This is a genomic window from Methylobacillus pratensis, from assembly GCF_054072455.1.
The window spans coordinates 232,167-244,306 of sequence record NZ_JBSUSR010000003.1 but is presented as its reverse complement, the minus strand read 5'-3'; the positions used below and the strand labels follow the sequence as shown (position 1 = coordinate 244,306).

Below are 12,140 nucleotides of genomic sequence, written 5' to 3'. Positions count from 1 at the left end.
CACGCTGAGCACTCCAAAACGCCAGAGTGCAAAAAGCCGCGCCTTGCCAAACGGCAAGACACAGCTCAATACTGTCAGACCTCTTTTTCCACCTGGCTGAAATCCAGCTCCACAGGTGTAGCACGGCCGAAAATCACGACCGACACGCGCAACTTGCTCTTTTCATAGTTGATATCTTCAACACTGCCGGAGAAGTCCTTGAACGGACCGTCAATCACCCGCACGGACTCGCCCTTATCGAATGTGAGCTTCTGCGTCGGATTGCTCTTGCTCTCATCCATGCGCTGCAGGATGATTTCAACTTCCTTGTCCTTGATCGGAGTCGGCTTCTGCGCCGTACCACCGATAAATGCGGTCACGCGAGGCGTGCTCTTCACCAAGTGCCAGCTCTCGTCGCTCATCTGCATCTGGACCAGGACATAGCCAGGGTACAACTTGCGCTCGGTGATGCTCTTGACGCCGCTCTTCATCTCAACGACTTCTTCAACCGGCACCAAGATATCGCCAAACAAATCACCGATATCAGAACGTGCAATACGCTCTTCCAAACCTTTCTTGACCGACTTCTCGAAACCGGAGAAGGCTTGTACGGCATACCACCGCATATTACTCATTACGCGCCCCTCCCCATCAACTGCTTCACAGCCCACATGAAGCCAATATCAACTATCCAGAGGAAAATGGCCATTACAATCACCAGCCCGAACACTGCAGCGGTGGTTTGCATCGTTTCCTTGCGGGTAGGCCAGACAACCTTGCGGGTTTCAACTACCGCTTCGCGCGCAAATGCAAACGCATTCTGCCCGGTAGGCGTCGTTTTCAGCACGAGCAGTGCAACAATGATCCCTGCCAAAAAGGCCAGAATACGCACTACCAGCGCCTGATCAGCCAGCAAATAAAAGCCGGCAACCCCAGCAGCAACCAGCAGCAGGGATATCACCAGCTTAATCTTTTCGGTCATATTTTGCACTTAATTAATGGCAGGCCAGGAGGGCCTCGAACCCCCAACCCTCGGTTTTGGAGACCGATACTCTGCCAATTGAGCTACTGGCCTGTAAAGCTTCACCAACACAATGGCCGCGCACCTGTTAAGGTACGCGGCCTAACGGGATATTACTCTACGATCTTAGCCACGACGCCGGCACCGACGGTACGGCCGCCTTCACGAATCGCGAAGCGCAGACCTTCTTCCATCGCGATCGGCGCGATCAGGGAGACGGTGATGGAGACGTTGTCGCCTGGCATGACCATTTCGGTACCAGCCGGCAGTTCTACCGCACCGGTCACGTCGGTGGTGCGGAAGTAGAATTGTGGACGGTAGCCATTGAAGAATGGGGTGTGGCGACCACCTTCGTCTTTGCCCAGTACGTAGATTTCGGCAGTGAATTTGGTGTGTGGCTTGATGGAGCCTGTCTTGGACAGGACTTGACCACGTTCGACTTCTTCACGCTTGGTACCACGCAGCAGTACGCCGACGTTGTCGCCTGCTTGACCTTGGTCGAGCAGTTTGCGGAACATTTCCACACCGGTACAGGTGGTCTTGATGGTGGGCTTGAGACCGACGATTTCGATTTCGTCGCCAACCTTGACGATGCCACGTTCTACACGGCCGGTCACGACGGTACCACGACCGGAGATGGAGAATACGTCTTCCACTGGCATGAGGAAGGTGCCGTCAACTGCACGTTCCGGTGTCGGGATGTAGTTGTCCAGGGCTTCGGCCAGACGGAAGATGGCAGGTTCGCCGATGTCGGATTGGTCGCCTTCCAGCGCGAGCTTGGCGGAACCCTTGACGATGGGGGTGTCGTCGCCAGGAAAGTCGTACTTGGAGAGGAGTTCACGCACTTCCATTTCAACGAGTTCGAGCAGTTCTGCGTCGTCGACCATGTCGGCCTTGTTCAGGAAGACGATGATGTAAGGTACGCCAACTTGACGCGCGAGCAGGATGTGTTCGCGGGTTTGTGGCATGGGGCCGTCAGCAGCGGAGACGACGAGGATGGCGCCGTCCATTTGGGCTGCGCCGGTAATCATGTTCTTGACGTAGTCGGCGTGGCCTGGGCAGTCAACGTGGGCGTAGTGACGAGTTTCGGTTTCGTATTCTACGTGCGAGGTGTTGATGGTGATGCCGCGGGCCTTTTCTTCAGGCGCGTTGTCGATCTGGGAGTAGTCCTTGGCTTCGCCACCAAATTTCTTGGTCAATACGGTGGTGATCGCAGCTGTCAATGTCGTCTTGCCGTGGTCAACGTGTCCAATCGTACCTACGTTTACGTGCGGCTTCGTCCGCTCAAATTTACCTTTTGCCATTTCCGTTTCCTTTAACCGACTTTATCAAGTTAATGAGTGCGTTTAATATCCAAGCACCAAATGGTGCCCATGGCGGGAATCGGACCCGCGACCTCTCCCTTACCAAGGGAGTGCTCTACCACTGAGCCACATGGGCATTTTTCTTAAATTCTGAATTTTAAATGGAGCGGGCGACGAGGTTCGAACTCGCGACATCTTGCTTGGAAGGCAAGTGCTCTACCAACTGAGCTACACCCGCACATCTAACCAGAAATCTATGCCCTGGCCCCAAATTCTATGCTGGTGGAGGGGGAAGGATTCGAACCTTCGTACTCTGAGAGAACGGATTTACAGTCCGTCGCCTTTAACCACTCGGCCACCCCTCCAAACAGAACCCGGGATTATGCGTATATTTTGACTTAGTGTCAAACGCATTTTCAAAAAGAAATGGTGCCGGATGTCGGAATCGAACTGACGACCTTCGCATTACAAGTGCGCTGCTCTACCAACTGAGCTAATCCGGCACAACTGAAACTTTTATTATTACTTCACCACCCTTAATGATGGCTTTTTTACCACCGGCGCATCAGGCGAACTCCCAATACCCGCCTCACCGCCTTGAGCACCTTTTTCATCGGGATCCATATCTGGAGAATCCTCTTCGAAAAACATGCCTTGTCCATTCTCGCGAGCAAAAATTCCTCGCACCGCACTCATCGGCACATACAGCTCATTCGATGCACCGTTGAAACGGGCTGAGAATGTAACAGCATCTGTTCCAATATGCAAACTTTTTGTAGCGCTATAATTAATATTCAGCACTATCTGCCCATCCTTCACATAGGCCATGGGCACTATCGTTTGCGCATTGACGACAACCAGCAAATGCGGGGTCAAGCCGTTATCCGTGCACCACTCGTGAATGGCGCGCACCATATATGGCTTGGTCGAGGTAATTGCGCTCATTGGGCCACCTATTTCCGCATCGCTTTTTCGGAAGGCGTCATCGCTTCGATGTAAGCCGGGCGAGAGAATATACGTTCCGCATACCTAAGTAAAGGGGCGGCTTGCTTCGGCAGCTCGATGCCATAATGACCCAAGCGCCAGAGCAATGGCGCAATGGCGACATCCAGCATGGAGAATTCGTCGCCCAGGATGTATTCCTGGCGGCTGAACAAGGGAACGATCTGGGTCAGATTGTCGCGAATCGTCGCGCGCGCCTTGTCCGCAACCTTGGCATTTCCAGACTCGATATCGGGGATATGGCTGAACAGCTGCTCTTCAAAGTTATGCAGGAACAAGCGAGCGCGGGCGCGCATCACAGGGTCGGCCGGCATCAATTGCGGATGCGGGAAGCGCTCATCGATATATTCGTTGATGATATTGGCCTGCTCGAGCACCAAGTCACGTTCAACCAGCACAGGCACCGTGTTATGCGGATTGATCACAGCCAGGTCTTCCGGCTTGTTTGCCATATCCACATCTATCACCTGGAAATCCATGCCCTTTTCGAACAGCACAATACGGCAACGATGGCTATAAGGACAGGTAGTACCGGAATACAAGGTCATCATAATTCATTATCTCACTTGAAGAATGCCCGGCGGGATGGATAGAACCCCGCCAGAGAATAAAGAAAGCTTTCAGCCGGATCGTGGATGCATCCAGTCAAAGCAAGGGCAGGATTGTACAGAAAATGCAGGAAAAATGAAAGGGAATGTTTATTTTTAACTTAATAATCATAGTGTTATATTGGGTTTTCAATATCAATGAATTCATGCCCCAACCCAAACTTTTCTGCAAGATGCGTTCCCAGCGCCTCTATCCCGCAACGCTCCGTCGCATGATGTCCCGCGGCAATGTAGGCCACCCCCGTCTCATGCGCCAGGTGGAATACCTGCTCGGACACCTCTCCGCTGATGTAGAGGTCTACGCCCAGACTGATTGCAATCTCGAAATAGCCTTGCGCACCGCCACTGCACCAAGCGATGCGGCGCACCTTCCTTTCCAAGTCGCCGAACACCTGCGGCGTACGGCGCAATTGGCTTGCCAGCGCACCAGAGAATACTCCTAATTTAGTTTCAGCCGGCAGGGCGCCATACGCGATCAATCCTTGGTCGCCGGCCCACCCTTCCAGCGTTATGCCCATGATTTGGCCTAGCCGCGCGTTATTGCCAAGCTCCTTGTGGGCATCGAGCGGCAAGTGGTATGCAAGCAGGCTGATGTCATGCTGCAATAGGAATTTCAGGCGTGCGTGCTTGATGCCTGTGACGACGGGAGACTCATTGCGCCAGAAATACCCATGGTGTACCAATATGGCATCGGCGCCCGCTTGCTGTGCCGCGTCGAGCAAGGCCAAGCTGGCCGTCACGCCCGTTACCAGCTTGTTGATTTCACCTCGCCCCTGCACTTGCAGGCCGTTCGGACAATAATCTTTGAAGCGCTCAACCTCAAGGAATTGTCCGGTATAATCAACCAGTTCTTTCAGCTTCATTTACACTCTCCAACATTTAGACTCGCACCACGTCGAAACCAACATGCGCAAACTCTGGCTTATTTTTGCACAGACAGTCACCATCAGTCTTGCTGCTCTTTTTGTGGTGCAGCTGTTTTACCCGCAATTGCTTCCCTTGAACGACAAGCCCATTGCCGCCGTTAAGGAAGCGCCCACTTACAGCGACGCCGGCCAGGCCCAGCCAGGGTCCTACCGCCAGGCAGCCCAGGCGGCAATGCCCAGCGTCGTCAACATCTTCACCTCGAAAAAATCCAATCAGCCCATGGGCAATCCTTTTATGGATGACCCCTTGTTCCGCCACTTTTTCGGCGACCAGTTGGACGAGCAGCAAAGCCAACGCGAGAACAGCCTGGGATCGGGCGTCATCGTCAACAGCCAGGGCCTGATCCTGACCAATCACCACGTCATTGAAGCCGCTGACGAGATCGAGGTCGCGTTGCCCGACGGCAGAACATTCCCTGCCCGTATCGTGGGCACCGATCCCGAAACCGATCTTGCCGTGCTCAAAATCAATGTCCGCAATCTGCCGGCCATCACGTTTGCGCAACCCGGCAATATCAGCGTGGGCGACGTCGTACTTGCCATCGGCAATCCGTTCGGCGTTGGACAAACCGTCACGCAAGGCATTATCAGCGCGCTTGGCCGCAGCCATCTTGGTATCAATACGTTTGAAAACTTCATCCAGACCGACGCGCCGATCAACCCCGGCAATTCCGGAGGCGCCCTGATCGATACCGAAGGCAACCTGGTCGGCATCAATAGTGCGATCTATTCCCGCAGCGGTGGCTCCATGGGGATAGGCTTCGCCATCCCCGTCAGCCTGGTCAAGCAAGTCATGGAGCAGATTATCCGCCAAGGCAGCGTGACCCGCGGCTGGATCGGCATAGAAGCGCAGGATATTACGCCCGAGCTGGCGGAATCGTTCCGTCTGAAGCAAGTGCGCGGATCGCTGGTCGCAGGCGTCGTGCGCGGAAGTCCGGCAGACAAGGCCGGGCTACGCCCTGGCGATATCCTGCTGGAAATCGACGGCAGGGAGGTCATCGACAGCTCGACCATGCTGAACGTGATATCCAACCTGAAGCCCGAGAAGAAAGTGCTGATCAAGGTTGCGCGCAACCAGAACGAACTGGTATTGCCCATCGTCATCGGCAAGCGGCCTACCCCGCAGCTTGCCAGCAACCGCGAATAAGGGATAGCCAGTTTCCCGGCAGGCCGCATCAATGTAGCTGTTGCTGGCCTTTTCTCTGGATCATGCTCGCCACCAGGATGCCAGCCTCATACAGCACCCATAATGGCACGGCCAGCATCACCTGGGAAATCACGTCAGGCGGCGTGAAGATCGCGCCAATGACGAATGCCCCGACAATCACGTAGGACCGCGCCTCGCGCAGCGATGCGACACTCACGATACCGGCACTCACCAGCAGCACAACCGCGACCGGCACTTCAAAAGCCAGCCCGAATGCGATAAAGAGGGTAATGGCAAAATCCAGATACTTGCCGATGTCCGTCATGACCGCCACGCCTTCCGGCGCGGTGTGGGTAATGAAGCCGAACACGACGGGAAACACCAGAAAATAGGCGAATGCCATCCCTATCAGGAACAGCATGGTGCTCGCAAACACCAGCGGTCCGATCAGGCGCCGTTCGTGCGTATAAAGCCCGGGGGCGACAAATGCCCATATCTGGTACAGGGTGTGAGGCAGGGACAGCATGAACGCCGCCAGCAACACCACTTTCATGGGTACGAAGAATGGCGTCGTGACATCGGTTGCAATCATCTGGCCGCCCACAGGCAGGCTCTGCAGCAAAGGCTTGGCCAGAAAATGGTAAATGTCGTTGGCGAACGGGAACAGGACCAGCGTAATCAGCACGATGCCGATAATGATGCGCAACAAACGGTCACGCAGCTCGATCAGGTGCGAGACGAAGGTATCTGAGGGAGTATTCAATCTGGCTTACCGCGGTTTTGTTGGCCATCATCCGTATTCTGGCCAGTGATGTGAGGTTCTGGAATTTCCTGGCCGGGAGAGGCAATTTTCTGTATGTCATGCTCGATGTCAGCGCCCGCCTGCTTAAAGGCGGATTCTGCGTCCCGTACATCGGCCTGCAATCGCTGCAGCTCCTCGAAACGCAGCTCACGGCTGATGTCCGACTTGACGTTATTGACATAGCGTTGCACCCTGCCCAGCAACAGGCCTACCGTGCGGGCGACCTTGGGCAGCTTTTCCGGGCCGATGACCACAAGCGCCACGATCCCGATGACAACCAGTTCTGAAAAGGCAATATCAAACACAGGCAGGCCCGTTCAGTCTACTGCTTTTCCTTTTGCCTGACGTCGTTCTCTACCGTCTGCCCCTTGACATCGTCGTCAAGCGCAGCGGTTCCGGACTTGCCCTCATTGACTGCTTCCTTGAAACCCTTGACGGCCCCGCCGACATCGCTGCCAAGATTACGCAAGCGCTTGGTGCCGAAAATCAGCACCACGATTGCAAGTACTATCAACCAATGCCAAATGCTGAATGAACCCATCACCAGCTCTCCTATATCAAATCTTTGGTAGGGTGTCGCCACCGCCAAATACATGGATGTGTAAATGAAATACTTCCTGCCCGCCTTCGCGCCCGGTATTGATCATGGTGCGGAATCCTTTCAGGCCTAACTGGACAGCGAGCTTGGGCGCCAATAACAATATCTTCCCCAGCAGCGCCTGGTGCGAAGCATCGCAGCCGGCCAAGCTTTCCACATGGCCCTTGGGCACTATCAGGAAGTGTACCGGGGCGATCGGACGAATGTCGTGAAACGCAATGACTTCTTCATCCTCATAGAACTTGCTTGAAGGAATATCATTCGCCACTATCTTACAGAAAATACAATCAGCACTCATCGATATTCCATTCAATTCAAAAACGCTTATTCGTTACTCTACCGGACGAGAGGCTTTTTCCTCAAGCCCCGACAAGCCCTCGCGCCTTGCGAGCTCCCGCAGCACGTCTTGAGGGCCCAGGCCGACATGCGCCAGCATGACCAAACTATGGAACCAGAGATCGGCGGTTTCATACACAATCTTTTCAGCATCCCCGTCCTTGGCAGCGATGATGGTTTCAGCCGCCTCTTCGCCAATTTTCTTCAGAATCGCATCCGTGCCCTTGGCGTACAGCTTGGCAACGTAAGATGACTGCGGGTCTGCGCCCTTGCGCTGCTCCAGCAGTTCAGCCAGCCTGTCCAGCACATCACTCATGGTGATAAATATCCTCGGGGTTCTTGATGACGTCCTGGTCGGTAACCCAACCGTCCTGCTCCAGTTTCTGGAAGAAGCAATTGTGGCGGCCGGTATGGCATGCGATGCCGCCTACCTGCTCTACCAGGATGAGGATGACATCCTCGTCGCAATCCAGCCTGATTTCATGCACCTTCTGCACATGGCCAGACTCTTCGCCCTTATGCCAAAGGCGGTTGCGGGAACGCGACCAGTACACCGCCTGGCCCGTTTCCGCCGTGAGGCGCAACGCTTCGCGGTTCATCCACGCGAACATCAACACCTTGTTGGTGCCGACTTCCTGCGCAATCACTGGCACCAGGCCCTCTGGCGTCCAGCTGACTTTATCCAACCACGACTCGCTCACAAGCGCACCTCGATTCCTTGATCGCGCATGTATTCCTTGGCCTGGCGTACCGTGTATTCGCCATAATGGAAGATGCTGGCGGCCAATACCGCATCGGCGCCCCCTTCCCGGACGCCTTCAACCAGGTGCACCAGGTTGCCAACGCCGCCAGATGCGATGATGGGAACGTCAACCGCCTCGCTGATCGCACGGTTAAGCGGGAGATTGAACCCCATCTTGGTACCGTCGCGATCCATACTGGTCACAAGCAACTCACCTGCGCCGAGTTCGACCATTTTCCGCGCCCAGTCGACGGCATTGAGGCCAGAGGCCTTGCGCCCGCCGTGGGTGAAGATTTCCCAGTGGTCGCCGACCTGCTTGGCATCGATCGCCACCACGATGCACTGCGACCCGAAACGGGCGGCGGCATCCGCCACCAGTTGCGGGTTGGTCACAGCCGCCGTATTGATGCTGACCTTGTCGGCCCCTGCATTGAGCAAACGGCGTACATCTTCCACCTCGCGCACCCCGCCGCCCACTGTCAGCGGAATGAATACCTGCGAAGCCACTTGCTCGATGATGCCAAGGATGAGGCCGCGGTTGTCCGAACTGGCGGTAATATCGAGGAAGGTCAGCTCATCGGCGCCTTGCTCGTCATAGCGGCGCGCAATTTCCACCGGATCACCCGCATCGCGCAATTCCAGGAAATTGACGCCCTTGACAACGCGGCCGTTAGTGACATCCAGGCAGGGAATAATGCGCTTGGCTAAGCTCATGCCCGGCTCAATTCATCCGCAAGCGCCTGCGCTTCGGTAAAATTCAACGTACCTTCGTAGATCGCGCGGCCTGTAATGGCGCCAATCACGCCTTCGCTTTCGACCTCGACAAGACGGCGCACGTCATCCAGGTTGGTCACGCCGCCACTGGCAATCACCGGAATGGTCAGTGCCTGCGCCAAGGCCACGGTCGCTTCAATATTGACGCCTGTCAGCATGCCGTCACGGCCGATATCGGTATACACCACGGCTTCCACGCCGTAATCCTCGAACTTCTTGGCGAGGTCGATCACGTCGTGGCCGGTGAGCTTGGACCAGCCGTCCACGGCCACCTTGCCGTCCTTGGCATCCAGGCCCACCATGATCTGTCCCGGGAACGCATAACAGGCCTCGTGCAGGAAACCCGGGCTCTTGACCGCGGCAGTCCCCACAATCACGTAGCTGATGCCATCATCCAAGTAGCGCTCTATCGTATCCAGGTCGCGGATACCGCCGCCGAGCTGGATGGGAATGTCATTGCCCACCGCTTGCACAATCGCCTTGATGGCGCCCTCATTGACAGGCTTGCCTGCGAAAGCGCCATTCAAATCCACCAGATGCAAGCGCTTGCCGCCCTGGTCAACCCAGTGCCTGGCCATGGCGCCAGGGTCTTCGGAAAATACGGTGGCATCTTCCATCAAGCCCTGTTTCAAACGAACACAATGACCATCTTTCAGGTCGATAGCAGGAATAATCAGCATGATATTGACAAATTAACGATTAAAACACCCCGTCCCATCGGACGAAGTTTGAAAGAAGCTTAAGGCCAGCATCGTGGCTCTTTTCCGGATGGAACTGAACAGCAAACAGGTTGCCGCGGGCGATGGAACTGGTGAAACGCTTAGGGTATTCACTATAGCCCGCATCCAGGCCAGCGTCATCCGGCGCGACGTAATAACTATGCACGTAATAGAAACGTTCGCCATCGGCAATGTCATGCCATAGCGGGTGTTCCAGGCTATGGTGGACCTGGTTCCAGCCCATGTGCGGCACCTTGAGTTTTGCGCCGTGCTCGTCGTGCATGTCTGCCGAGGCAAAACGCTTGACCCTGCCCTTCAGTATGCCCAGGCCTGCCGCATTTCCCTCTTCGCTATGCTCGAACAGCAATTGCAGGCCGATGCAGATACCCAGGAACGGCTTTTCTGCGGCAGCGGCAACAACGGCCTCGCGCAAGCCGCGGGCATCGAGCTCGCGCATGCAGTCCGGCATGGCGCCCTGGCCGGGGAACACTACCCGCTTGGCGTCGGCGATCTGTGCCGGGTCGCTGGTCACAATCACGGTCTGGTTGGGGGCGACATGCTCCAGCGCCTTGGACACGGAGCGTAAATTGCCCATGCCATAATCAACAACGGCTATATCTGTCATGGTAGGTCGGTAGAAAACCGGAAAATATCTATAAACTGCCTTTAGTTGAAGGCATTATACCCACCATACGGGGGTCGAGTTCAACTGCGGCGCGCAAAGCACGGCCAAACGCCTTGAAAATGGTTTCTGCCTGATGGTGGGCATTCTTGCCGCGCAGGTTATCGATATGCAGCGTGATGGCGGCATGGTTGACAAACCCCTGGAAGAATTCACGCACCAGATCGACATCGAACTCGCCGATGCGTGCACGGGTAAATTCCACGTTGAATTCCATCCCGGGGCGTCCTGAAATATCCAGCACGACTCGTGACAAGGCCTCGTCCAACGGCACATAGGCGTGCGCATACCGGCGTATGCCTTTCTTGTCGCCCAATGCCTTGCTGAACGCCTGGCCCAGGGCGATGCCCACATCCTCAACAGTGTGGTGCGCGTCGATGTGCAGGTCCCCCTGGCACTCAACGTTGATGTCCATCATGCCATGCCGTGCGATCTGGTCCAGCATATGATCGAAAAAACCAACCCCGCTGTTCAGCTTGGATATCCCGGTGCCATCCAGGTTGATGGCAACGGCAATCTTGGTTTCCAGGGTATTGCGGCTCACTTCAGCGTTACGCATGGCAGTCATTCAAAATCATGAGTCATAAAATCAAAACCGCTGCAAAACAGTCCACGCAGTCTTGCAACGGTTTCCAGACAAGCTAGTGCCGGCACGCCGGAAGGCATGCCGCAACAAGCTTCAATTAGCTGAACAGCTTCTTCAGCCAGCCGAACAGGCCACCACTGCTTTGTGTGCCCTTGGCAGCAGCACTGATTTCAGCAGCAGCAGCGGCAGGATCAGCAGCACCGTAGATGGCCGCACCAGCAACAACGATAGTCGCGCCCGCATCAACCACTTGCTTGGCAGTCGTTGCCTTCACGCCGCCAGCGACGGAAATATCCACGCCCAGGTTCAGGCCGGAAACCAGGCCCAGGTCGGCAAAAGGAGTTTGACCAGCAGCTTGTTGATCCAAGCCAGTATGAACGCCGATGATGTGCGCGCCCAGCTTGGCAACTTCCTTGGTACGGGCAGCCTTGTCAGCCACGTTGATCAGGTCGATCTGTGCCTTCTTGCCGTACTTGTTGGCAACGTCGATCACGCCCTTGATAGTGCCGATGTCGGCAGTACCGAGTACGGTCACGATGTCGGCGCCAGCCTTGTAGAAAGGCTCGGCTTCGTAGAAGCCAGCATCCATGGTCTTCAGGTCGACCAGGATCTTGTTGTTAGGGAACTTTGCGCGCAGAGTTTCCAGCAGTTTGATACCGTTGTACTTGATGCAGGGTGTGCCGATTTCAAGAATATCAACGTGTGGTGCAACAGTCGTAGCAAGTGCTACAGTCTGATCGAAATCTAGTGAATCTAATGCCATTTGAACTAATGGTTTTGCCACGATGCTTCCTCCGCTTTAATTACAGAATTATGATGTACTGACCGCGCTATGATACATTTTTTCCAATGATTAAGGGAAGTAATGGTGCAGTATTCTCTTAATTTATCGGCAAATCAATGCCATAGCCCGC

General features: G+C 55.2%; 18 protein-coding genes and 5 tRNA genes. 1 reads left to right on the top strand and 22 read right to left on the bottom strand.

What is annotated here, in order from left to right:
• Positions 1-74: 74 nt before the first annotated feature.
• The 11 genes from nusG to ACW4YW_RS08570 all read right to left on the bottom strand — a co-directional run bounded on the left by nusG (position 75) and on the right by ACW4YW_RS08570 (position 4,777).
• Entirely contained in the window at positions 75-614 is a 540-nt protein-coding gene (gene nusG / locus ACW4YW_RS08620; protein ID WP_457137204.1) for a transcription termination/antitermination protein NusG, read from the bottom strand.
• Positions 614-961, bottom strand: a complete 348-nt coding sequence (gene secE / locus ACW4YW_RS08615) for a preprotein translocase subunit SecE (protein WP_457137203.1) — start codon at positions 959-961, stop codon at positions 614-616. Before secE ends, nusG begins: the two co-directional genes overlap by 1 nt.
• 17 nt (positions 962-978) lie before the next feature.
• Positions 979-1,054: transfer RNA gene (locus ACW4YW_RS08610), tRNA-Trp, on the bottom strand.
• Positions 1,055-1,113: 59 nt separating this feature from the next.
• Positions 1,114-2,304 (bottom strand): elongation factor Tu, encoded by a 1,191-nt coding sequence (gene tuf / locus ACW4YW_RS08605; RefSeq protein ID WP_457137202.1) that lies wholly within the window; start codon positions 2,302-2,304, stop codon positions 1,114-1,116.
• A gap of 61 nt (positions 2,305-2,365) precedes the next feature.
• Positions 2,366-2,440 (bottom strand) — tRNA-Thr (locus tag ACW4YW_RS08600).
• 26 nt (positions 2,441-2,466) lie between these two features.
• Positions 2,467-2,542, bottom strand: a tRNA-Gly gene (locus ACW4YW_RS08595).
• Positions 2,543-2,584: 42 nt separating this feature from the next.
• Positions 2,585-2,669: transfer RNA gene (locus ACW4YW_RS08590), tRNA-Tyr, on the bottom strand.
• A 62-nt stretch (positions 2,670-2,731) separates the two neighbouring features.
• Positions 2,732-2,807 (bottom strand) — tRNA-Thr (locus ACW4YW_RS08585).
• Between the two features lie 19 nt (positions 2,808-2,826).
• On the bottom strand, positions 2,827-3,249 hold the full coding sequence (locus ACW4YW_RS08580; RefSeq protein ID WP_457137201.1) for a ClpXP protease specificity-enhancing factor: 423 nt from the start codon (positions 3,247-3,249) through the stop codon (positions 2,827-2,829).
• Positions 3,250-3,257: 8 nt separating this feature from the next.
• Entirely contained in the window at positions 3,258-3,857 is a 600-nt protein-coding gene (locus tag ACW4YW_RS08575; protein ID WP_457137200.1) for a glutathione S-transferase N-terminal domain-containing protein, read from the bottom strand.
• A gap of 173 nt (positions 3,858-4,030) precedes the next feature.
• Positions 4,031-4,777, bottom strand: a complete 747-nt coding sequence (locus tag ACW4YW_RS08570; RefSeq protein ID WP_457137199.1) for a Nif3-like dinuclear metal center hexameric protein — start codon at positions 4,775-4,777, stop codon at positions 4,031-4,033.
• A 43-nt stretch (positions 4,778-4,820) separates the two neighbouring features.
• On the opposite strand from ACW4YW_RS08570, the gene ACW4YW_RS08565 reads away from it, so the two are divergent.
• On the top strand, positions 4,821-5,987 hold the full coding sequence (locus ACW4YW_RS08565; RefSeq protein WP_457137198.1) for a Do family serine endopeptidase: 1,167 nt from the start codon (positions 4,821-4,823) through the stop codon (positions 5,985-5,987).
• A 28-nt stretch (positions 5,988-6,015) separates the two neighbouring features.
• Here ACW4YW_RS08565 and tatC read toward each other — a convergent pair whose 3' ends face one another.
• From tatC to hxlA, 11 genes are all read right to left on the bottom strand, one after another.
• Positions 6,016-6,750: a twin-arginine translocase subunit TatC gene (tatC, locus tag ACW4YW_RS08560; RefSeq protein WP_457137197.1), complete on the bottom strand. Its 735-nt coding sequence runs from the start codon at positions 6,748-6,750 to the stop codon at positions 6,016-6,018.
• Positions 6,747-7,094 carry a Sec-independent protein translocase protein TatB gene (gene tatB, locus ACW4YW_RS08555; RefSeq protein ID WP_457137196.1) on the bottom strand — a complete coding sequence of 116 codons (348 nt, stop codon included), beginning with the start codon at positions 7,092-7,094 and terminating at the stop codon, positions 6,747-6,749. Before tatB ends, tatC begins: the two co-directional genes overlap by 4 nt.
• 17 nt (positions 7,095-7,111) lie before the next feature.
• Positions 7,112-7,330: a Sec-independent protein translocase subunit TatA gene (tatA, locus tag ACW4YW_RS08550; protein ID WP_309565104.1), complete on the bottom strand. Its 219-nt coding sequence runs from the start codon at positions 7,328-7,330 to the stop codon at positions 7,112-7,114.
• 16 nt (positions 7,331-7,346) lie between these two features.
• Complete coding sequence (locus ACW4YW_RS08545; protein ID WP_457137195.1) at positions 7,347-7,685, bottom strand: histidine triad nucleotide-binding protein; 339 nt, start codon at positions 7,683-7,685, stop codon at positions 7,347-7,349.
• A 33-nt stretch (positions 7,686-7,718) separates the two neighbouring features.
• A complete protein-coding gene (locus tag ACW4YW_RS08540; RefSeq protein ID WP_457137194.1) occupies positions 7,719-8,039 on the bottom strand; it encodes a phosphoribosyl-ATP diphosphatase in 321 nt (106 codons plus the stop codon).
• Positions 8,032-8,424 carry a phosphoribosyl-AMP cyclohydrolase gene (gene hisI / locus ACW4YW_RS08535; RefSeq protein ID WP_457137193.1) on the bottom strand — a complete coding sequence of 131 codons (393 nt, stop codon included), beginning with the start codon at positions 8,422-8,424 and terminating at the stop codon, positions 8,032-8,034. Before hisI ends, ACW4YW_RS08540 begins: the two co-directional genes overlap by 8 nt.
• Positions 8,421-9,179, bottom strand: coding sequence for an imidazole glycerol phosphate synthase subunit HisF (gene hisF / locus ACW4YW_RS08530; RefSeq protein WP_457137192.1), 759 nt, complete (start codon positions 9,177-9,179; stop codon positions 8,421-8,423). The genes hisI and hisF overlap by 4 nt, the downstream gene beginning before the upstream one ends.
• Complete coding sequence (gene hisA / locus ACW4YW_RS08525) at positions 9,176-9,919, bottom strand: 1-(5-phosphoribosyl)-5-[(5-phosphoribosylamino)methylideneamino]imidazole-4-carboxamide isomerase (RefSeq protein ID WP_457137191.1); 744 nt, start codon at positions 9,917-9,919, stop codon at positions 9,176-9,178. The genes hisF and hisA overlap by 4 nt, the downstream gene beginning before the upstream one ends.
• A gap of 19 nt (positions 9,920-9,938) precedes the next feature.
• On the bottom strand, positions 9,939-10,583 hold the full coding sequence (gene hisH / locus ACW4YW_RS08520; protein ID WP_457137190.1) for an imidazole glycerol phosphate synthase subunit HisH: 645 nt from the start codon (positions 10,581-10,583) through the stop codon (positions 9,939-9,941).
• 28 nt (positions 10,584-10,611) lie between these two features.
• On the bottom strand, positions 10,612-11,199 hold the full coding sequence (gene hisB / locus ACW4YW_RS08515) for an imidazoleglycerol-phosphate dehydratase HisB (RefSeq protein ID WP_457137189.1): 588 nt from the start codon (positions 11,197-11,199) through the stop codon (positions 10,612-10,614).
• A 124-nt stretch (positions 11,200-11,323) separates the two neighbouring features.
• Complete coding sequence (gene hxlA / locus ACW4YW_RS08510) at positions 11,324-11,989, bottom strand: 3-hexulose-6-phosphate synthase (RefSeq protein ID WP_309564169.1); 666 nt, start codon at positions 11,987-11,989, stop codon at positions 11,324-11,326.
• Positions 11,990-12,140 lie beyond the last annotated feature (151 nt).

Coding starts and splice junctions, on each gene's coding strand:
- ACW4YW_RS08575 (WP_457137200.1), bottom strand. CDS start 3,857: ATGATGACCTTGTATTCCGGTACTACCTGTCCTTATAGCCATCGTTGC.
- ACW4YW_RS08580 (WP_457137201.1), bottom strand. CDS start 3,249: ATGAGCGCAATTACCTCGACCAAGCCATATATGGTGCGCGCCATTCAC.
- tatA (WP_309565104.1), bottom strand. CDS start 7,330: ATGGGTTCATTCAGCATTTGGCATTGGTTGATAGTACTTGCAATCGTG.
- ACW4YW_RS08570 (WP_457137199.1), bottom strand. CDS start 4,777: ATGAAGCTGAAAGAACTGGTTGATTATACCGGACAATTCCTTGAGGTT.
- hisA (WP_457137191.1), bottom strand. CDS start 9,919: ATGCTGATTATTCCTGCTATCGACCTGAAAGATGGTCATTGTGTTCGT.
- ACW4YW_RS08545 (WP_457137195.1), bottom strand. CDS start 7,685: ATGAGTGCTGATTGTATTTTCTGTAAGATAGTGGCGAATGATATTCCT.
- secE (WP_457137203.1), bottom strand. CDS start 961: ATGACCGAAAAGATTAAGCTGGTGATATCCCTGCTGCTGGTTGCTGCT.
- nusG (WP_457137204.1), bottom strand. CDS start 614: ATGAGTAATATGCGGTGGTATGCCGTACAAGCCTTCTCCGGTTTCGAG.
- ACW4YW_RS08565 (WP_457137198.1), top strand. CDS start 4,821: ATGCGCAAACTCTGGCTTATTTTTGCACAGACAGTCACCATCAGTCTT.
- hisF (WP_457137192.1), bottom strand. CDS start 9,179: ATGAGCTTAGCCAAGCGCATTATTCCCTGCCTGGATGTCACTAACGGC.
- tuf (WP_457137202.1), bottom strand. CDS start 2,304: ATGGCAAAAGGTAAATTTGAGCGGACGAAGCCGCACGTAAACGTAGGT.
- hxlA (WP_309564169.1), bottom strand. CDS start 11,989: ATGGCATTAGATTCACTAGATTTCGATCAGACTGTAGCACTTGCTACG.
- hisH (WP_457137190.1), bottom strand. CDS start 10,583: ATGACAGATATAGCCGTTGTTGATTATGGCATGGGCAATTTACGCTCC.
- hisB (WP_457137189.1), bottom strand. CDS start 11,199: ATGCGTAACGCTGAAGTGAGCCGCAATACCCTGGAAACCAAGATTGCC.
- ACW4YW_RS08540 (WP_457137194.1), bottom strand. CDS start 8,039: ATGAGTGATGTGCTGGACAGGCTGGCTGAACTGCTGGAGCAGCGCAAG.